Below are 15,730 nucleotides of genomic sequence, written 5' to 3'. Positions count from 1 at the left end.
GACGTTCAACGGCCGCGATTCACGGCGAAAGGACGCGATCGCGTTCGACGAGCCAGTCGTAGGCCTGGCGCAGGGGTTTCCGGCGCATGGTGACCGACATCCGCTCGGTGAAGTCCATCTCGGCGAGCGTCCGCCCGCGGCCTTCGACTTCGAAGATCGACGTCCAGCCGCCGAGGTCGCCTCGCGGGGCGACGATGGTCCCCCGGACGCCGTCCGACCACACCGCGGTGTCGCCGTCGTCCAGCACGCCGACCGCGCTGACGGCTTCGGCGCCGTCGCCGCGGCCCTCGGCGGTCCGCGAGAGCCGGGCCAGCCGCTCCGGGCCCCAGCCGTCGACGAACCACTTGACCAGCGCGCCCGGCAAGCCGTCCCACGAGTCGATCATCAGGGCGGTGTCCTCCACGAGAACGGGCCCTTCGAGACCGAGTGCCCGGATGCCGTGCAGCTTGTGGCGGACGACGACCCGGGGATCGGTCGACTGGACTTCGGGCAGCTCCAGGGAGACGGCCTCGACACCGGGCAGCAGTGCGCGAGCCTCTTCCAGCTTGATCGGGTTGGTGCTGGCGAAGCGGATCGTACGCATCGGAATTCCGGGTCCTTGTCTGTTGTCCGAAGCGGGCTCACATGACGTCCGCGGCCGTGCTCTCGGATTCTCGTTCCTCGAGCCGCCGGGCGAATCCCTCCCACGCGTCCGCGCACCGACGCGCGGCCTTGGCCACCGGGCCGAGGCAGTGCGCGGGCACCGTGTCGGCGTAGCGCTGCCACTGCTCGCTGTCCAGCGTTCCGGTCCGCAGCAGCCGGAGGATGGTGCGGCCGCCTTCGGTGAACCGCATGGACGGATCGCGGCCCAGAGCACCCAGGTCGGGCATCCGCCGCTGGCGGGGGATCCGGATGGCCCCGTCGTGGCGGTTCGGCCGGTCCCCGAGGTCTCCGGCCCGCCGTTCGCCCTGTCGTTGCTGGGACGGCACGAGGTCCCTGCCCGCCTTCAGGCGCTGCCGCACGTCCCGTGCCGTGGCCACGGAAACTCCCGCCTTCCGGGCGACCTCCCGCAGGCTGGTCTCCGGTCGCTCGGTGAGCAGCCTGCCGACGTGACGGCGTGCTTCGGCGACGTTCAGCGCGCGCACCCGGCCGTCCTTGCCGATCCGCGCGACCGGAGGCGGGGCGCTGTGCGCCGACCGCCGCAGGGAGGCGATGGTCTTCGGGGAAAGCCCGGCGACCGCGGCGATGGCGCGGTCCGACCAGCTCGGGTGAGTCCGGATGATCCGCTCGGCCGCGGCGTTCCGATCCGCTCTCGACAACGGCAGGCCGTGCGTGGTGTTCAAGCTGACCGCGAGGACGAACGCGTCCTCGTCGTCGCATTCGGAGAAAAGGACGTCGATCCGGGTGTGCCCGCGTGATCGGGCCGCTTTCAGCCGGTGCATGCCGTCGATCACCCGCATGGTCGGACGGTGGACGACGATGGCCGGCAGTTCACCCTCGGCTTCGGCGAGCGTGCGGACGTGATCGGCGTTCTCACCCTTGACCCGAACGGCGTCGGAGAAACGCAGGGCCTCTATCGGAACGACTTCCCGGGTGCATTTCGCCAATGCGGATGCCACGTCGGCCACCGTGGGCAAGCGGCTTCTCCCCGGCGTCCGCACCGCATGAAAATGACGCCCATCGGGCATTGCAGTCCCCCCTAAGGAACGCTGTGCATCATCGAGCTGACGTACCGGACGACCCGCGAGCGCTTTCAGCCACGGTATCGGGCCGTCAAAGAATCATTCCGGTTCTGGCCATTTTCCCCCGTTGACCTGAATGCGGTGACCTGAAAGGTTTCATCTCCACCCAGAACAATGGTCACACTTCAAGTGTTCGAAACGAACGATACCACAGCGGTGCAAGGCGTGCAAGAATGCCAATTTCGTCCATTGTGATGAAAAGCGCCGCTACGGAAGCACCAGAAGCGGATGCGCACCCCGCCTTTCCGGAACTCCGATCGCGTGTCGTTGACACCGGCTCGACGCCGGTGCCACCATTCGCCGACCTAGTATTCGCGGACCGTCGGTACTGCCGATTCTCTGACGCGGACCCCCGGCCTTCCGCTTCCTGGAGGCGCACGTGCGGACTTTGGACGGCGGCTGGTCGGTGCTGAGGCGCGGATTGCGCATCGTGCTGGTGGCGGCGAGGGAACGACCCCGCGCGTTCACGGCCGGTGTGGCGGGCAGCATGGTGTTCGCCGCCGCGACGGTGGGCTCGGCGTACCTGCTCAGCGCGGTCATCGCCCGGTTCGCCACGCCCGCGTTCGAAACCCGTCAGGTCCACGTCGGCGCGGCCGTCGCCGCCGCGCTCGTCGTGCTGTCGGTGACGGCGGTGAAAGTCATCGGAATCCTGATGCGGCGGATAGCGGTGGGGCACCAGCAGTTCGGCCTCGTCGCGGATTACCGGCGCCGGATTCTGGGCCGTTACCTCGAATTGCCGTACGCCTGGCACCTGCGGCAATCGCCGGGTGCGCTGCTGTCCACCGCGGGCAGCGACGTCGACGCCACCTGGTTCGCGGTGTCGGGTCTCCCCCTGGCCGTCGGCGCGATGGCGATCTGCGTGTTCGCGATCGGCGCACTGCTCATCACGGATCCGGTGCTCGCGCTCGTGGGGGCCGCCATGTTCCCCGTGCTGGTGCTGATCAACGTGGTGTGTTCGCGCCGCCTCGCCCCGCACCTGACCGCCGTGCAGCAGCTGCGCGCCGACGTGGCCGGGATCGTCGGCGAAAACGTCGACGGCGCGCACGTGGTGCGGGCACTGGGACGCGCGGAAGCCGAGGTCGCCCGGCTGCGGGCGGCGTCGGAGCGGCTGGGGGAATCGTCGATCAGGACGGCGCGGGTCCGCGCGCTCTTCAACCCGTTCATCGAAGGACTGCCGTCCTTGGGCTCCCTGGCGCTGCTGCTCGTGGGCATCCTCCGGATGGAACAGGGAGCCATCGGCATCGAGCAGCTGCTGTCGGTGACGTTCCTGTTCTCGGGCATCGCCTTCCCGCTCGCCAGCATGGGCTGGATGCTCGGCCTGCTCCCGACCAGCGTGGTGGGCTGGGAGCGGCTGCAGCGGGTCCTGGCGGTCCCCGCTTCGGAGCAGCCGGTCGAGCCTGGTGTCCGCTCCCGCCGCGGATCCGGCCCGGCCCGCCTCGAGGTGCGCGGCGCCGGCTACCAGTACGACGGCAGGCGCCCCGCCGTCGCCGACGTGTCCTTCACCGTCGCCCCGGGCCGGACCCTGGCGATCGCCGGCACGACCGGATCCGGCAAGTCCACCCTGGGGCGGCTGATCGCCGGCCTGATCGCCCCGAGCTCCGGCACGGTCCTCCTGGACGGTTCCGACGTCTACGCCTTGTCCGCGCGGGAAAGGGCGCACCAGCTCGGCTACGTGCCGCAGGAGACCTTCCTCTTCGCCGACACCGTGCGCGGCAACCTCGCCCTCGACCTCGACGTCCCGGACGAGGACCTGTGGACGGCGCTGCGCGCGGCCCGAGCCGACGAGTTCGTCGCGGCGCTGCCGGGTGGGCTCGACGCGGCGATCGGAGAGCGTGGCGGCACGTTGTCCGGTGGCCAACGCCAGCGCCTCGCCGTGGCCAGGGCGCTGGTGTGCCGTCCCCGACTGCTGGTTCTCGACGACGCGACGTCGGGCCTCGACCCCGAAGTGGAAAGCGCTGTCGTCCGGGCGCTGGCCGAGACGGCCGCGACCACCGTCGTGGTCAGCGACCGGTCCGGCAGTCTCGCCTTGGCCGACGAAGTCGTGTTCCTCGACGCGGGGCGGCTCGTGGCCAGGGGCAGCCACCGGGAACTGCTCGCCACCGAACCCGACTACGCGCGCTTGGTGCGCGCCCACGGAGCCCGCACGTGACCGACCCCCGCACGTCCCTCCTGCGCCCGCTGTGGCGGGTCCTCCCCGGCGGCGTCCTGCTCGCGCTCCTCGCGGCCGTGGGCCGGGTGACCCTGCCCTTCACGCTGCAGCGCGTGACCGACTCGATCACCGGAGCGTCCGGTGCTGCTCCCGCGGCCCTTGCCGGGCTCGTCGCCGGCGCGACGGCGGTCATCGCGGGCGCGTCCGTGTGCGGTTCGGCGATGGGGTACACGATCAACCGGGCCGTGGAGACCGTGCTCGTCGACCTCCGCGCTCGCCTGCTCGCGCACGTCCACGCCCTGACCGACCTGGACCGACGCGGTTTCCCCCGCGGTGCCCTCGTCGCGAGGCTCACGTCGGACGTGGAGCAGATCACCGGTTTCCTGCAGCGCGGTGGGGTGTACACCGCGCTCAACGCCGCGCAGCTGGTCGTCACCTTGGGCCTGATGTTCTTCTACTCGTGGTTGCTGGCCCTGGCGATCGTCGTCCTGCTGGTCCCCTTCGCCGGCATCCTGCCCGTGCTGCAGCGGAGACTGGCCCGCCGGTACGCCGAGGCGCAGGAACGCAACGGCGTGGTGCACGCGCTCGCGAGCGAAACGGTCGCGGGTGCCGTGGTCGTTCGCGCGTACGGGGTGCAACGACGGCTCGGCGCGCGGCTGGACAACGCCGTGGACGAGCACTACGACGCGCAGCAGCGCGCCCAGCGCCTGTCGGCGTACGCGTTCGTCCTCGGCGAGGTCGCGGTGGCTGTCATTTCGGCGACGTTGGTGATCTGGGGCATGGTGCTCGGTGCCGGCGGCCGGCTGACGGTGGGTGAGCTGACCGCCTTCCTCTTCCTCACCGCCCTGCTGATCCAGCCCCTGCAGGCGATGGCCGAGAACCTCAACGACATGCAGAACGCCGTCGCCGTGATCGGCCGGATCCGGACGTTGCTGCGGGTGCGGCCGAGCGTCGCCGACCCGGCGGACGACGTCGCCCGGCCCCTGCCGGAACGTCCGCTGGGCATCGACGTGGAGGACGTCGGTTTCACCTACCCGGACGCGGGGCGGCCGGCGCTCGCCGGGGTGTCGCTCACCATCGCCGCGGGCCGCACGGTGGCGGTGGTCGGCGAAACCGGGTCCGGGAAATCGACCCTGCTCGCCCTGCTCTCCCGGACCGCCGACCCGGCCGGGGGACGAGTCCTGCTCGGGGGTGTCGACCTGCGGCGGCTGCGGGCCGCCGACCTGCGCTCCGCGGTGCACCTGGTGCCGCAGGACGGTTTCCTCCTCGGGCGGACGATCGCGGACAACGTGCGCCTGGCGGTTCCGGCCCTGGACGACGACGGCGTGCGGACGGCGTTCGCCCGCCTCGACCTCACCGACTGGCTGGCGGGCCTGCCCCACGGCATCGACACGGAGGTCGGCGACGGTGGCCGGCTGCTTTCCGCGGGCGAGCGGCAGCTCGTCGCCTTCGCCAGGGCTTACGCCTGTGACCCGCCGGTCCTGCTGCTCGACGAGGCCACGTCCCACCTCGATCCCCTGACCGAGTCACGGATGGCCAAGGCCGTCGAGGCGGTGACGCGCGGCCGGACCACGGTGGCCGTCGTCCACCGCCTGTCGACCGCGGAGAAGGCCGACGAGGTGGTGCTCATGGCACAGGGCCGCATCGCGGCGCGCGGCGGGCACGCGGAACTGCTTCTGCGGAGCGGAGAGTATGCCCGGCTGCACGCCGCCTGGCGACACCGCACCGACCTCGCCGCCGGCTGATTCGTCAAGGACGGGGCACGCGGTCGGGGGTGGCTTCCGGAGCGGCGGCCTCGCGCCTGGGGCGGCGCCCGCAAGCGGCATCCCGCGCCTGGGCGGCGCCCGCAAGCGGCATCCCGCGCCTGGGGCGGCGCCCGCAAGCGGCATCCCACGCCTGTGGCGGCGCCCGCAAGCGGCATCCCACGCCTGGGGCGGCATCCGCAAGCGGCATCCCGCGCCTGGGGCGGCGCCCGCAAGCGGCATCCCACGCCTGTGGCGGCGCCCGCAAGCGGCATCCCACGCCTGGGGCGGCATCCGCAAGCGGCATCCCGCGCCTGGGGCGGCGCCCGCAAGCGGCATCCCGCGCCTGGGGCGGCGCCCGCAAGCGGCATCCCGCGCCTGGGGCGGCATCCGCACACCCGCGGCGGCATCCACGCGCCCTGGACGGCGGTCAGGCGCCGGCGTCAGCGCCCGGTGCTCGGCCCCAGGCCAGGTATTCCCAGCCCGAGGCGCGCCACCGGTCGGCGTTCAGGCAGTTGCGGCCGTCGATCACGCGGCGGAAGCGGACCAGCTCGCCCAGCGCCGCGGGGTGGGCGTTGCGGAACTCGTCCCACTCGGTGAGCACGCAGACGAGTTCCGCCCGGTGCACCGCGTCCACCATCGTGGGCGCGTACTGCGCGTGCGGCGCCTGCCGGCGCGCCTTGTCCATCCCCATCGGGTCGTACACCTGCACCAACGCCCCCGCGGCGACGAGCTCGCCGATGAAGCGGAGCGCGGGTGACTCCCGGATGTCGTCGGAGCCCGGCTTGAACGTCACGCCCAGCACGGCGACGCGGCGGCCGGCCAGCCCCCCGGTCGTCCGCTCCGCCAGGCGCAGCACGGCCGCCTGCCGGCGCTGGTTGATCAGGTCGATCTCGTGCAGGAACCGCAGCGACTCCCCCACGCCCAGGTCACCGGCGTTGGCTTGGAACGCGCGGATGTCCTTGGGCAGGCAGCCGCCGCCGAAGCCGATGCCGGCGGTCAGGAACTCGCGTCCGATGCGCGGGTCGAAGCCGAGGGCCGTGGCCAGGTCGAGGACGTCGGCGCCCGCCGCCTCGCAGACGTCCGCCATCGCGTTGATGAAGGAGATCTTGGTGGCGAGGAAGGAGTTGGCCGCGAGCTTGATGAGCTCCGCGGTCGCGGGCGTGGTGGTGATGGTGGGCAGTTCCCGGCCCTCGTGCACCGCCAGGTGGTACAGCGCCTGGTACGCGTGACGCAGGACGGCCAAGGCTCGCGCGTCGAAGGTGCCGAAGACGAGCCGGTCCGGGCGCAGAACGTCCTGCACCGCAAGGCCTTCGCGGAGGAACTCCGGGCTCCACGCGACCTTCACCAGGCCGGGATCCGGGGCCAGTTCCCCCATCCAGCGGCTGACCCGATCGGCGGTACCCGCCGGAACCGTCGACTTCCCGACGATCAGGGCCTCGCGGCGCAGCAGCGGGGCGAGCGTGCTCGCGGCCTCGCGCAGGTGGCTCAGATCGGCCGCTCCCCCCTGCCGCTGTTGCGGGGTGCCGACGCAGAGGAAGTGCACGTCCCCGAACTCCGCGGCCTCCCGGTACGAGGAGGTGAACCGCAGCCGGCCGGAAGCCAGCGCCGTGTGCAGCATGCCCTCCAGGTGTTGTTCGGCGAAGGGGAGTTCCCCGGCGTTCAGCTTGGCGACCTTGGCCTCGTCCTGGTCGACCCCCAGCACGTGGTGGCCGAGCGCCGCGAAGCAGATCGCGTGGGTGGCACCCAGGTAGCCGGTCCCGATGAACACCAGGTGCGGCAGGTCGTCCGGGTCGAGCAGGGGAAGGGCGGCCGGCACTTCAGGCATGGAGGCATTCCTCTCAGGACACCGGGGCGGGGGAAGCGGAGGCCATCAGGACGGCGAGTTCGCGCGCGGCGTCGACGCAGGTGGTGATCTTGCCGGCGAACAGGGCGAACGTGCGTTCGTCCACCCGGCGGACCAGCGTCGGCCGGTCGTCCGTGGCCTCCAGGTTCGGCAGGACCGCCCGCACGGTGAAGTACGAGCCGAGGTGCCGCAGGCCGTCGAAGCCGACCAGGAACTCCTTCGCCGAGGCGATGAACTCCGGCAGCCGCGTCAGCGGAGGATTCTTGACGACCCCGCGGTTGACGAGGCCTGCCAAGGCTTCCGGCACGACCGGCCGGGGACCGATCGTCGTGGCGTGGATGGCGTGGTCCACGTTGCCCAGCAGGAAGTCCTCGGTGCCCACGACGGGATCGAGGCACATGAACGGGCCGTCCATCACCACGAGGCTGTGGTTCCGGTACCGCGGCGGCAGCCGCACCACGGGCTTCTCGCAGACTTCGAACTGGTAGGAGGGCCGTGCGGCAGTACCCGGGTACAGGTCGTTCAAGGAGGCGTAGGTCGCCAGCACGACTTGGTCGAACTCCCGCAGTTCCGGCTCGCCGGCGCGGGTCCGCAGCCGGGCGTCGACGCCGGCGACGCGCAGCTTTCGCTCGCACAACCTCTCGAGTTCGGCGACGTCGATGAGCGACTCTTCGACGCGCAACGACGTTTCGACCGAAGATCTGCGCAGGAAGGGCGGGTACTCCTCGCGGTACCGCAATCCGACGGCGTCGCAGAACGCGACGTACTGATCGGCCGTCACGCGGCTTCCGTGGCGGGCGATCGCCACGTAGTGGTCATAACCGTGGTAAACCGCGGTGCGGTATTCGGATTCGAAAGATTCGATCGACCTCGACGTCGAAAGCGCTGTCTCCCTGCCGCGTGGATAGTGGTAACCGCGGTGGAGGCGGCGTTGATTGGCCCTGCTCGCCGCGGACAGCAAACCGTCCGCCAGCTCGAACAGCACCACCCGGTGGCCCAGGCGGGCGAGCCGCACCGCCGCCGTGACCCCGAAGATGCCGCCACCCACGACGGCGATGCGGTTTTCGTTCATCCTGACCTCCACGTCGCGGGAACCGGCTCCTCATGGCGTGGATCCGGTCTTTTTCAGCAGGTGGCGCGGTGCGGCCGCACAGCGGCGAGAACGGAGGCGCATGGCAACCGGGGGCGCCCGGCATCGGATCCGCAGAAGCGGATGGTCACCGGATTGGGCGGAACCTTCGGGGCGAGAGCCGGCCTGAACGCGATTCCGTTTGCTACTACTACAGTGCGCGTTGGATGGTGTCCAGTCGTCAAGAAGGTGCCGCCTCGCCGTACGAGTGAGGAATTTCCCCGCTTGAACGCTTCGCGATCTTGATTCCGGCATCGCGCCGGGTATGGTGAGCCATCCGGACTTCGTCCGATGCCCGTGACCCATGCCTGCTCAGGCGCATTCCCTGACGTGAAGGGCGATCGACGGTGGCGAAAATCTGCTTCGTGATCATCAGCAACCACATCGACGACTCATTCTCGGAACTCGTCCACGGGTTGCGGGTTCTCTGCGCCTCGGCCGACATCGCCTGGTACAACTCCGGGAGGCGGCGGTCCGCGCCACCCGGCGTCATCGAGGTGTCCCCCAGCAGGCCGCTCAAATACGCGAAGATCACGCCCGCCTTCTTCGACCTGCTCGAATGGGCGGGCGAGCAGGACTACGACCACGTGGTCAACGTCGAAACCGACATGGCCTTCATCCGGCCGGGGTTTCCCTCCTTCGTCGAAGCCCAGATGGCGGAGGTCGACTACCTCGCCCCGCGGCTGCGGCGCCGGACGCCGGCGATCACCCAGTGGCGTCCCTACCGCAGCCTGCAGGCGGAGCGGGCGGAACTGCTGTCGATCCTGGACATGGACTACACGAATCGTTGTTTCAACCCCGGGCAGGTGTTCAGTCACCGGTACATTTCCGCGCTCCTGTCGAGCGAGGTGTACCCGGCCATCCGCGGTTTCGTGGAACGGAACCAGTGGCCGGATCGGTCCTACACCTTGCAGGAAGTGATCCTGCCGACCCTCGCCGACCGGCTCGGGCTGTCGTCCGGGAGCTATCCCGACGAGGTCGCGATCTTCAACCGGTACCGGCCGTACCAGGGACCGTACGACCTCGAGTTGGTCCGCGACAGGCCGGATGCCTGTTTCCTGCACCCGGTTCGGCGCAGCGCGGACGACCCCGTCCGCGTGTTCGCGAGGGCGCAGGTGGAACGAGTGAGCGAGCAGAATGGTGAAATCGGAGGCAAAATTGCTTGACGAATCCGCCGGACCCTCGCGTGCGGCAGAAACGCTCCGGCCGCGAGGGACGGACGTCGACGGGGTGGACCTCAGCGGAAAGGACTTCAGCGGAAGCTCGTTGTGCGGCCTGGATCTGCGCGAAGTGGATCTCACCCGGGCGAACCTGCGGGAGGCCCACCTCAGCGGAACCTTCCTCAGCTGGGCCGACCTCCGCGAAGCCGATCTGAGCATGTCGTTCCTGGGCGGGGCTTTCCTGGGCTGGACGCTGCTGGGCGGGGCCGACCTGAGCGGTGCGTGCCTGCGCGGAGCCGACCTGCGGGAAGCGGACCTCACCCGCGCGATCCTCGTCGGAGCGGAGCTGTGCGGGGCCTTCCTCGGCGACGCCGATCTGCGGGGAGCCGACCTGCGGCAGGCGAACCTGCGCGGAGCCGACCTGCGCGAATCGGATCTCGGTGGCGCCGATCTGCGCGGCGCCGACTTGCGGGGCACCTACCTGGGCGGGGTCCGATGGAATGCCACGACGCGGTGGCCCGACGCGGAACAGGACGCCGTCCGCGCGTCCTCACAGGAAGACGGCGAGGGTGCCTTCCTGGTCAGCGCCGAAGAGTCCGCGCACAGTGCGGTGCGGATCGAGCAGAACCCCTGGTTCGGCCCCCGCGGCAAGTCCGCCCGGTGACGGCCGGCGATGACGCGGATCGGGCTGATCGGGCTCGGCCGGTGGGGCCGGAACCTGGCCGGAGTGCTGGCCCGGGAGTCACTCCTCTCCCGGTGCTGCAGCACTTCGGCCGGCGACGGCCGGCTCTGGGCGCGCGACGCTCTCCCGGGCGTGCCGTGGACGGCTGACGCCGGTGCACTGGTCGCCGCGGCGGACGTGGACGCCGTGGCGATCGCGACACCGGTGCCGACCCATTTCGCGCTGGCGGAACTCGCCCTGCTCCACGACAAGCACGTTTTCCTGGAAAAACCCCTGGCCACCGAGATCGGCGAGGCCGAAAGGCTCCATCGATTGGCTGCGAAGCGGTCCAAGACGCTCATGGTCGACCACACCTTCCTGTTCGACGCCGGCATCGCGAAACTCGTCGACCTGGTCCGCGACGACCCACCTCGGCGGATCTCCATGAAATGGGCCAAATGGGGAACGTTCGGCGACCCGATGCTGTGGAGCCTGTTCCCGCACGACATCGCCCTTTCCCTGGCGCTGACGAAGGAGACCCCGCGAAGGGTCGTCAGCGCCGGGAACATCGCCGACCGCAGCTGCCACCGGTCGCTGGTGACCCTGGAGTACGCGCGGGGCACGGTGGTGACGATCGAAGTCGACCGCACGGTCACCTCCCGGACGAAAGAAGTGCACGTCCTCACGCGCGGCGGCAGGAAACACGCGTGGATCGACGGTGAACTGCTGGGCCCGTCCAGCGTGCCCGCTCCGCCCCGCGGAACGGAAGATTCCCCGCTCACCCAAGCGATCCGGCACTTCGTGGCCGCGGTCGAAGGCCGGTCCCGGCTCGAGTTCGACACCGCGTTCGCGGTCGAGGTGACGAGAGTGCTGTGCGACCTCGGCGCCCGTTGACGGTTCGTGACCGGCATGGCATCTTGATGAAGTAAGCACGGCGACATCGGCCGTTTTTCGAAAACGGCGAAGCGGGTTTCCTTCCGCATCCTCCTGAATATCGCCGACAGAACTTGTGCGTTTCTCCTGTTTCCGTTCGGATTACCGAACTGTCCGGGCACGTGCGTGAAAGGACGAGGCAATGCCCAATCTTGCGATCATCGGCAGTCAGGACGTCGAGGCGAGCGAATGGCTCGACGACGCCCGCCGGGTGGAGCTCCCGGCCACCGACGGGACGGTGCCGGCCACCATCGGCAAGCTGAACGGGCACGAGCTGATCGTCATGCCCCGCAACAGTTCCGGGCACCCCGTGCCGCCCCACGCGATCGACTACCGGACCAACGTCGACGCGTTGGCGCGCGCCGGGGTCCGGAAGATCCTGACCACCGCGATGGTCGGCACCCTGCGGCTGTCGGTGCCCAACGGCAGCATGGTGCTGGTCGACCAGTTCATCGACTTCACCAAGGACCGCCAGTTCACCTTCTTCTCGGACGACCGCTTCGGCTTCGCCGACATGACCGAGCCCTACTGCCCCGTGCTGCGGGAGCAGTTGCTCCGGGCCGCGGAGAACATCTCCGTCACCATGGCGCCGAACGGCTGCTACGTGGGCGTGCCGGGGCCCCGGTTCGAAACCCGCGCCGAGGTGCGCATGTACGGGCTGGTCGGCGGGGACGTCATCGGCCACACGGGCACCACGGACTGCGTGATGGCTCGCGAGGCCGGCATCTGCTTCGCCACGGTCGCCGGCGTCATCACCTTGGGGGCCGGCCTGTCGGACCACGAGATGAACGCCGAGAACTGGCACGAATCCCGCCGGAAGCACGCCGCCACGTTCCGCCGGATCGTCGAGGAGATGACCCGGTCCCTCGACGAGGGCCTCGAGGACGGCGCAGCCCCGTGCCGCTGCGCGCTGGCTGCGCCCATCGAGAAGTGACGTCCGCGGGCGGGCGGCACCTGGTGTGGGACTGGAACGGGACCGTCCTGGACGACAGCAAGGCCCTGGTCCACTCGGTGATCTCGGCGTTCGCGGCGACCGGGTGCGCCTCGGTCACGGTGGAGGACCACCAGCGCGGGTTCACCCGGCCGATCACGGTCTTCTTCGAGCGGCTGGCGCAGCGCCTGCTTTCCGAGGAAGAACAGCGTGGTCTGCGGGCCCGGTTCGACCTGGCCTACGAGGAGCACTCGGCGGACGTCACGCTGGCGGCCGACGCGCTTGAGGCGATGACCGCCTGGGCCGCCGCCGGCCACACCCAGTCACTGCTGTCCATGTGTCCCCAGGAGATGCTCCTGCCACGGGTCGAGGCCCACGGAGTCGGGCGGTTCTTCACCCGCATCGACGGGTTCCGCGGCGAGGGCCCGGACACGAAAGCCCGGCACCTGGCCGAACACCTGAGCGCGCTCGGACCGGCCGGGCTCGGCGACGTGGTCCTGGTCGGGGACACGGTGGACGACGCGCTGGCCGCTCGTGAGGCGGGGATCGACTGCGTCCTCTACCACTGCGGCGAGTTCGCGCTCGAGGACGTCCGGAAGTTCCGGGGCCTGAGCTTTCCGGTCGTGCACACGTTGTCGGAAGCGGTCGCCCACGCGATGCGGCAGGAACACCGGACGTGACGAGATTTCGCCGAAGCCGAAGTACCAAGGGGTGAACACGGTGGTACGACAGGGGAAGGGCTCGATCCAGCACGGGGCCGCGATGTCCCGGGAGGCGGAGCCCCGGCTGCCGGTCGCGCAACTGCAGGCAGCGGTCAACCGGCTCTCCATGCGACCCGACGGAGCGATCGACCCCCTGCGGGCCGCGTTCCACCTCCAGCACGAGCACGCCGCCCTCGAAGCCGCGGTCGAGGACGGAGATCCGGTCTCCGCCGAATCCGCGCTGGCCGAGCTCTGCATCACCAGCGCGTGGATTGCCGACGGCTACGGTGTCGTTCTCCGGAAAGCGTTCCAGGAGACCGGGCACAGCGTCCTGCTCAACGAGGTGTCGGCGGAACAGCTGCGGCTGGCGGCCGACCGGTCGCCGTCCGACGAACTCCGCGCGGTCAGACGGGGACTCGTCCGGCTGCTGCGGAACATCGGGCTCTACGAAACCGGCTACGGCGCCGAGGAATCCGCCGGCCTGCCGCCGCTGAAGGTGGTGGTTCCCGAATTCCACGCCCTGCTGCTCGGGATGGGCGCCAAGCTGGGCCTGGACCTGTTCACGAGCCTGGCGACGGCGGTCCGGCCCGGGCCCGCCGCCGGGGTGCCCGGCACGCGGCACAGCCCGTTGTACGCGGAGTCGGTGCGGAAGTTCGGACCGGTCATCCGCCACACCTACTGCCCGTTCGCCACCCCGGCCGTCCTGTGGGGCGCTTCGGAATACGATCCGGCGGCGTCGGTGGCGGAGAACGTCCGGCGCTCCGTCGAGCCGCTGCTGAAGTTCAGCCGCGCGGCCCGCCGCGAAACCCTCGACGCGTTCGTCTACACCTTCCCCGCGGAGCGCTTCGGCGGCGATCTGGCCCAGTTGTCGTCGTTGCTGCGGGCGGTGATCAGCACGTTGATGGAGAACGACCCGCGCCATCCCCGGTCGCTCGACCGCGACGACGTCACGCGGTCCGACTGGCGGTTTTCGTTCAACGGCGACGACTACTTCGTTCCCGTCTTCGCCCCGGTCTACGGCCAGGGGCACAGCCGCTACACCTACGAGGTGAGCGACACGGTGTTCATCCTGCTCCAGCCGGACAGTTCGTTCCATTCGCGGATGGGGGACGACCGGAAGCGGGTGCGCCACCAGATCCGGCAGCGCTTCCGCGACGGCCTTCAGCCGTACGACACCTCCGATGACATCGAGGCCCACCGGTTCCTCCTGCCCGCCGAGGCCGGATCACCCGCCCCCGCCTGGTACGAGAGGACGCCATGACGCCGCCGAAGCCCGTACCGCTGATCATCGACACCGACCCCGGGGTGGACGACGCGTTCGCGCTCGCGCTCGCGGCGAACAGTCCCGAGGTCGACCTGCTCGCGGTGACCACCGTGTACGGCAACGTGCCGGTCGGGCAGACCACCCGCAACGCCCGGCGGCTGCTGGCCCTGTACGACCGTGACGACGTGCCCCTCGCCCCCGGCGCCGAGCGTCCGCTCGTCCACCCGCAGCGGCACGACGCGCACTACGCCCACGGAACGGACGGCCTCGGCGGGCGTGCGGATTCCCTGCCGGAGCCGGGCCCTCTCGTCGATCGGCGGCCGGCGGTGGAGTTCCTGGCCGCGGTCCTGGAGTCCGCCGAGCAACCGGTGACCGTCGCCGCCATCGGTCCGTTGACGAACATCGCGTTGCTGCTGTCGGTGTACCCGCAGGCAGCCCGGAAGATCGACCGGCTCGTGGTCATGGGCGGCGCGGTGTCCGGCGGCAACGTGACGGCGGCGGCGGAGTTCAACGTCTGGTCCGACCCCGAGGCGGCCCGGCGCGTCCTGGCGGAATCCGAAGTGCCCACGACCCTGGTGCCGCTCGACCTGACCCAGCGGGTGCGGGTGTCCCCCGCGTGGCTGGCGGAACTCGCCGCGTCGGGGCGGATCGGGTCCGCGCTGGTGTCGTTGTCGTCCCCGTACCGCGCGCACTACCGGAAACTGCTGGGGCAGGAGGTCCTGGTGCTGCACGACGCCGTGGCACTGGCCGAAGTGCTCTGGCCGGGCACGCTGGAGTGCCACACGGCATCGGTGGAGGTCGAGTGCGGCCTGGGCCCGACCCGCGGCGCGGTCATCGCCGACACCCGGCTGGACCACGTCGCCCCCAAGCTCGGCAGGAAGGTTCGTGTCGCCCTGGACGCGCCACTGGAGGATCTGCGCGGGCTGTTGCTGGGGAGACTGTGCGGGTCACGCTGACGGCGACCGCCTGTTGTCCTCGTTGCGGTTCACCACCCGCAGGACCAGCCATTGGTCGAACCACGCTCCGGCCGTCGTCACCACCAGCATCACCAGGCCGATGATCAGGTGGCGATAGCTGTGCGCGGCTTCGTCCGTCAGCTTCGCGAGCCCCAGCTGCAGGAGCAGGCGCAGGGTGAACAGCACCGCGACGAGCGCCAGTGCCTGTTTGCTGCGCCAGACCGCGCGCAGGTAGCGGCGGCGGCGGGCCAGCAGGGTGAACCACAGCGTCAGGTGCACCGCCACGAGCACCAGCGGCAGCAGCGCGACCCAGCCGTGGCGGTCGCTGAACTGCTGGCTGAGGTCGTTGCTCGCCACCAGCAGCCCGACCAGCACGAAGTACCAGCCCGGCAGCCCCTCGATCCGGCCTTCGGCGGAGCGCGTCCCCGCCGTGAAGTCGGCCTCGCGCATCAGAATCCCTCCGCTTCGGTCGTCCACCGGCCCGAGTCTGGCGGGAACCGGCGCGGGCGCGATCAGCCGCTGGTACGAGATCCACGA

At 70.5% G+C, this 15,730-nt stretch carries 14 protein-coding genes; 9 read left to right on the top strand and 5 right to left on the bottom strand.

Translation table 11 applies throughout. The features are described 5' to 3' along the window. Positions 1-19 precede the first annotated feature (19 nt). Both ACH54P_RS40625 and ACH54P_RS40620 read right to left on the bottom strand, forming a co-directional pair. Positions 20-583 (bottom strand): non-canonical purine NTP pyrophosphatase, encoded by a 564-nt coding sequence (locus tag ACH54P_RS40625; RefSeq protein ID WP_489908604.1) that lies wholly within the window; start codon positions 581-583, stop codon positions 20-22. Between the two features lie 37 nt (positions 584-620). Then, positions 621-1,598 carry a streptomycin biosynthesis protein gene (locus ACH54P_RS40620; RefSeq protein WP_489908603.1) on the bottom strand — a complete coding sequence of 326 codons (978 nt, stop codon included), beginning with the start codon at positions 1,596-1,598 and terminating at the stop codon, positions 621-623. Between the two features lie 502 nt (positions 1,599-2,100). On the opposite strand from ACH54P_RS40620, the gene ACH54P_RS40615 reads away from it, so the two are divergent. Both ACH54P_RS40615 and ACH54P_RS40610 read left to right on the top strand, forming a co-directional pair. Then, the gene (locus ACH54P_RS40615; protein WP_489908602.1) at positions 2,101-3,870 is read left to right on the top strand and encodes an ABC transporter ATP-binding protein; all 1,770 of its coding nucleotides are present in this window, start codon (positions 2,101-2,103) and stop codon (positions 3,868-3,870) included. Next, entirely contained in the window at positions 3,867-5,615 is a 1,749-nt protein-coding gene (locus tag ACH54P_RS40610) for an ABC transporter ATP-binding protein (protein ID WP_489908601.1), read from the top strand. Before ACH54P_RS40615 ends, ACH54P_RS40610 begins: the two co-directional genes overlap by 4 nt. A gap of 427 nt (positions 5,616-6,042) precedes the next feature. Here the strand turns inward: ACH54P_RS40610 and ACH54P_RS40605 are convergent, their stop codons facing one another. Together ACH54P_RS40605 and ACH54P_RS40600 are read right to left on the bottom strand one after the other, a co-directional pair. After that, entirely contained in the window at positions 6,043-7,440 is a 1,398-nt protein-coding gene (locus tag ACH54P_RS40605; protein ID WP_489908600.1) for a UDP-glucose dehydrogenase family protein, read from the bottom strand. 13 nt (positions 7,441-7,453) lie between these two features. Next, positions 7,454-8,530, bottom strand: a complete 1,077-nt coding sequence (locus ACH54P_RS40600) for an FAD-dependent oxidoreductase (protein WP_489908599.1) — start codon at positions 8,528-8,530, stop codon at positions 7,454-7,456. 422 nt (positions 8,531-8,952) lie between these two features. On the opposite strand from ACH54P_RS40600, the gene ACH54P_RS40595 reads away from it, so the two are divergent. The 7 genes from ACH54P_RS40595 to ACH54P_RS40565 all read left to right on the top strand — a co-directional run bounded on the left by ACH54P_RS40595 (position 8,953) and on the right by ACH54P_RS40565 (position 15,193). Next, positions 8,953-9,753, top strand: coding sequence for a hypothetical protein (locus ACH54P_RS40595; RefSeq protein WP_489908598.1), 801 nt, complete (start codon positions 8,953-8,955; stop codon positions 9,751-9,753). Beyond that, positions 9,725-10,411 carry a pentapeptide repeat-containing protein gene (locus ACH54P_RS40590; RefSeq protein WP_489908597.1) on the top strand — a complete coding sequence of 229 codons (687 nt, stop codon included), beginning with the start codon at positions 9,725-9,727 and terminating at the stop codon, positions 10,409-10,411. Before ACH54P_RS40595 ends, ACH54P_RS40590 begins: the two co-directional genes overlap by 29 nt. 9 nt (positions 10,412-10,420) lie before the next feature. Next, entirely contained in the window at positions 10,421-11,302 is an 882-nt protein-coding gene (locus ACH54P_RS40585) for a Gfo/Idh/MocA family protein (protein WP_489908596.1), read from the top strand. Positions 11,303-11,483: 181 nt separating this feature from the next. Then, positions 11,484-12,275: an MTAP family purine nucleoside phosphorylase gene (locus ACH54P_RS40580; RefSeq protein WP_489908595.1), complete on the top strand. Its 792-nt coding sequence runs from the start codon at positions 11,484-11,486 to the stop codon at positions 12,273-12,275. Next, positions 12,272-12,952 (top strand): HAD family hydrolase, encoded by a 681-nt coding sequence (locus ACH54P_RS40575; RefSeq protein WP_489908594.1) that lies wholly within the window; start codon positions 12,272-12,274, stop codon positions 12,950-12,952. The genes ACH54P_RS40580 and ACH54P_RS40575 overlap by 4 nt, the downstream gene beginning before the upstream one ends. Positions 12,953-12,992: 40 nt before the next feature. Then, positions 12,993-14,234 carry a YqcI/YcgG family protein gene (locus ACH54P_RS40570; RefSeq protein ID WP_489908593.1) on the top strand — a complete coding sequence of 414 codons (1,242 nt, stop codon included), beginning with the start codon at positions 12,993-12,995 and terminating at the stop codon, positions 14,232-14,234. Continuing rightward, on the top strand, positions 14,231-15,193 hold the full coding sequence (locus ACH54P_RS40565; RefSeq protein ID WP_489908591.1) for a nucleoside hydrolase: 963 nt from the start codon (positions 14,231-14,233) through the stop codon (positions 15,191-15,193). Before ACH54P_RS40570 ends, ACH54P_RS40565 begins: the two co-directional genes overlap by 4 nt. Here ACH54P_RS40565 and ACH54P_RS40560 read toward each other — a convergent pair. Beyond that, complete coding sequence (locus ACH54P_RS40560; RefSeq protein WP_489908590.1) at positions 15,185-15,643, bottom strand: hypothetical protein; 459 nt, start codon at positions 15,641-15,643, stop codon at positions 15,185-15,187. The two genes, ACH54P_RS40565 and ACH54P_RS40560, sit on opposite strands and share 9 nt — an antisense overlap. Positions 15,644-15,730 lie beyond the last annotated feature (87 nt).

Source organism: Amycolatopsis sp. N2S4-7 (genome assembly GCF_058119595.1).
Note: the sequence above shows the minus strand (reverse complement) of the source record. Positions and strands in the feature narration are given on the sequence as shown.

What these genes read in the sequence shown, in the direction of transcription:
- ACH54P_RS40625 (WP_489908604.1), bottom strand. Translation starts at nt 583, where the DNA reads ATGCGTACGATCCGCTTCGCCAGCACCAACCCGATCAAGCTGGAAGAG.
- ACH54P_RS40605 (WP_489908600.1), bottom strand. Translation starts at nt 7,440, where the DNA reads ATGCCTGAAGTGCCGGCCGCCCTTCCCCTGCTCGACCCGGACGACCTG.
- ACH54P_RS40600 (WP_489908599.1), bottom strand. Translation starts at nt 8,530, where the DNA reads ATGAACGAAAACCGCATCGCCGTCGTGGGTGGCGGCATCTTCGGGGTC.
- ACH54P_RS40590 (WP_489908597.1), top strand. Translation starts at nt 9,725, where the DNA reads ATGGTGAAATCGGAGGCAAAATTGCTTGACGAATCCGCCGGACCCTCG.
- ACH54P_RS40585 (WP_489908596.1), top strand. Translation starts at nt 10,421, where the DNA reads ATGACGCGGATCGGGCTGATCGGGCTCGGCCGGTGGGGCCGGAACCTG.
- ACH54P_RS40580 (WP_489908595.1), top strand. Translation starts at nt 11,484, where the DNA reads ATGCCCAATCTTGCGATCATCGGCAGTCAGGACGTCGAGGCGAGCGAA.
- ACH54P_RS40565 (WP_489908591.1), top strand. Translation starts at nt 14,231, where the DNA reads ATGACGCCGCCGAAGCCCGTACCGCTGATCATCGACACCGACCCCGGG.
- ACH54P_RS40560 (WP_489908590.1), bottom strand. Translation starts at nt 15,643, where the DNA reads ATGCGCGAGGCCGACTTCACGGCGGGGACGCGCTCCGCCGAAGGCCGG.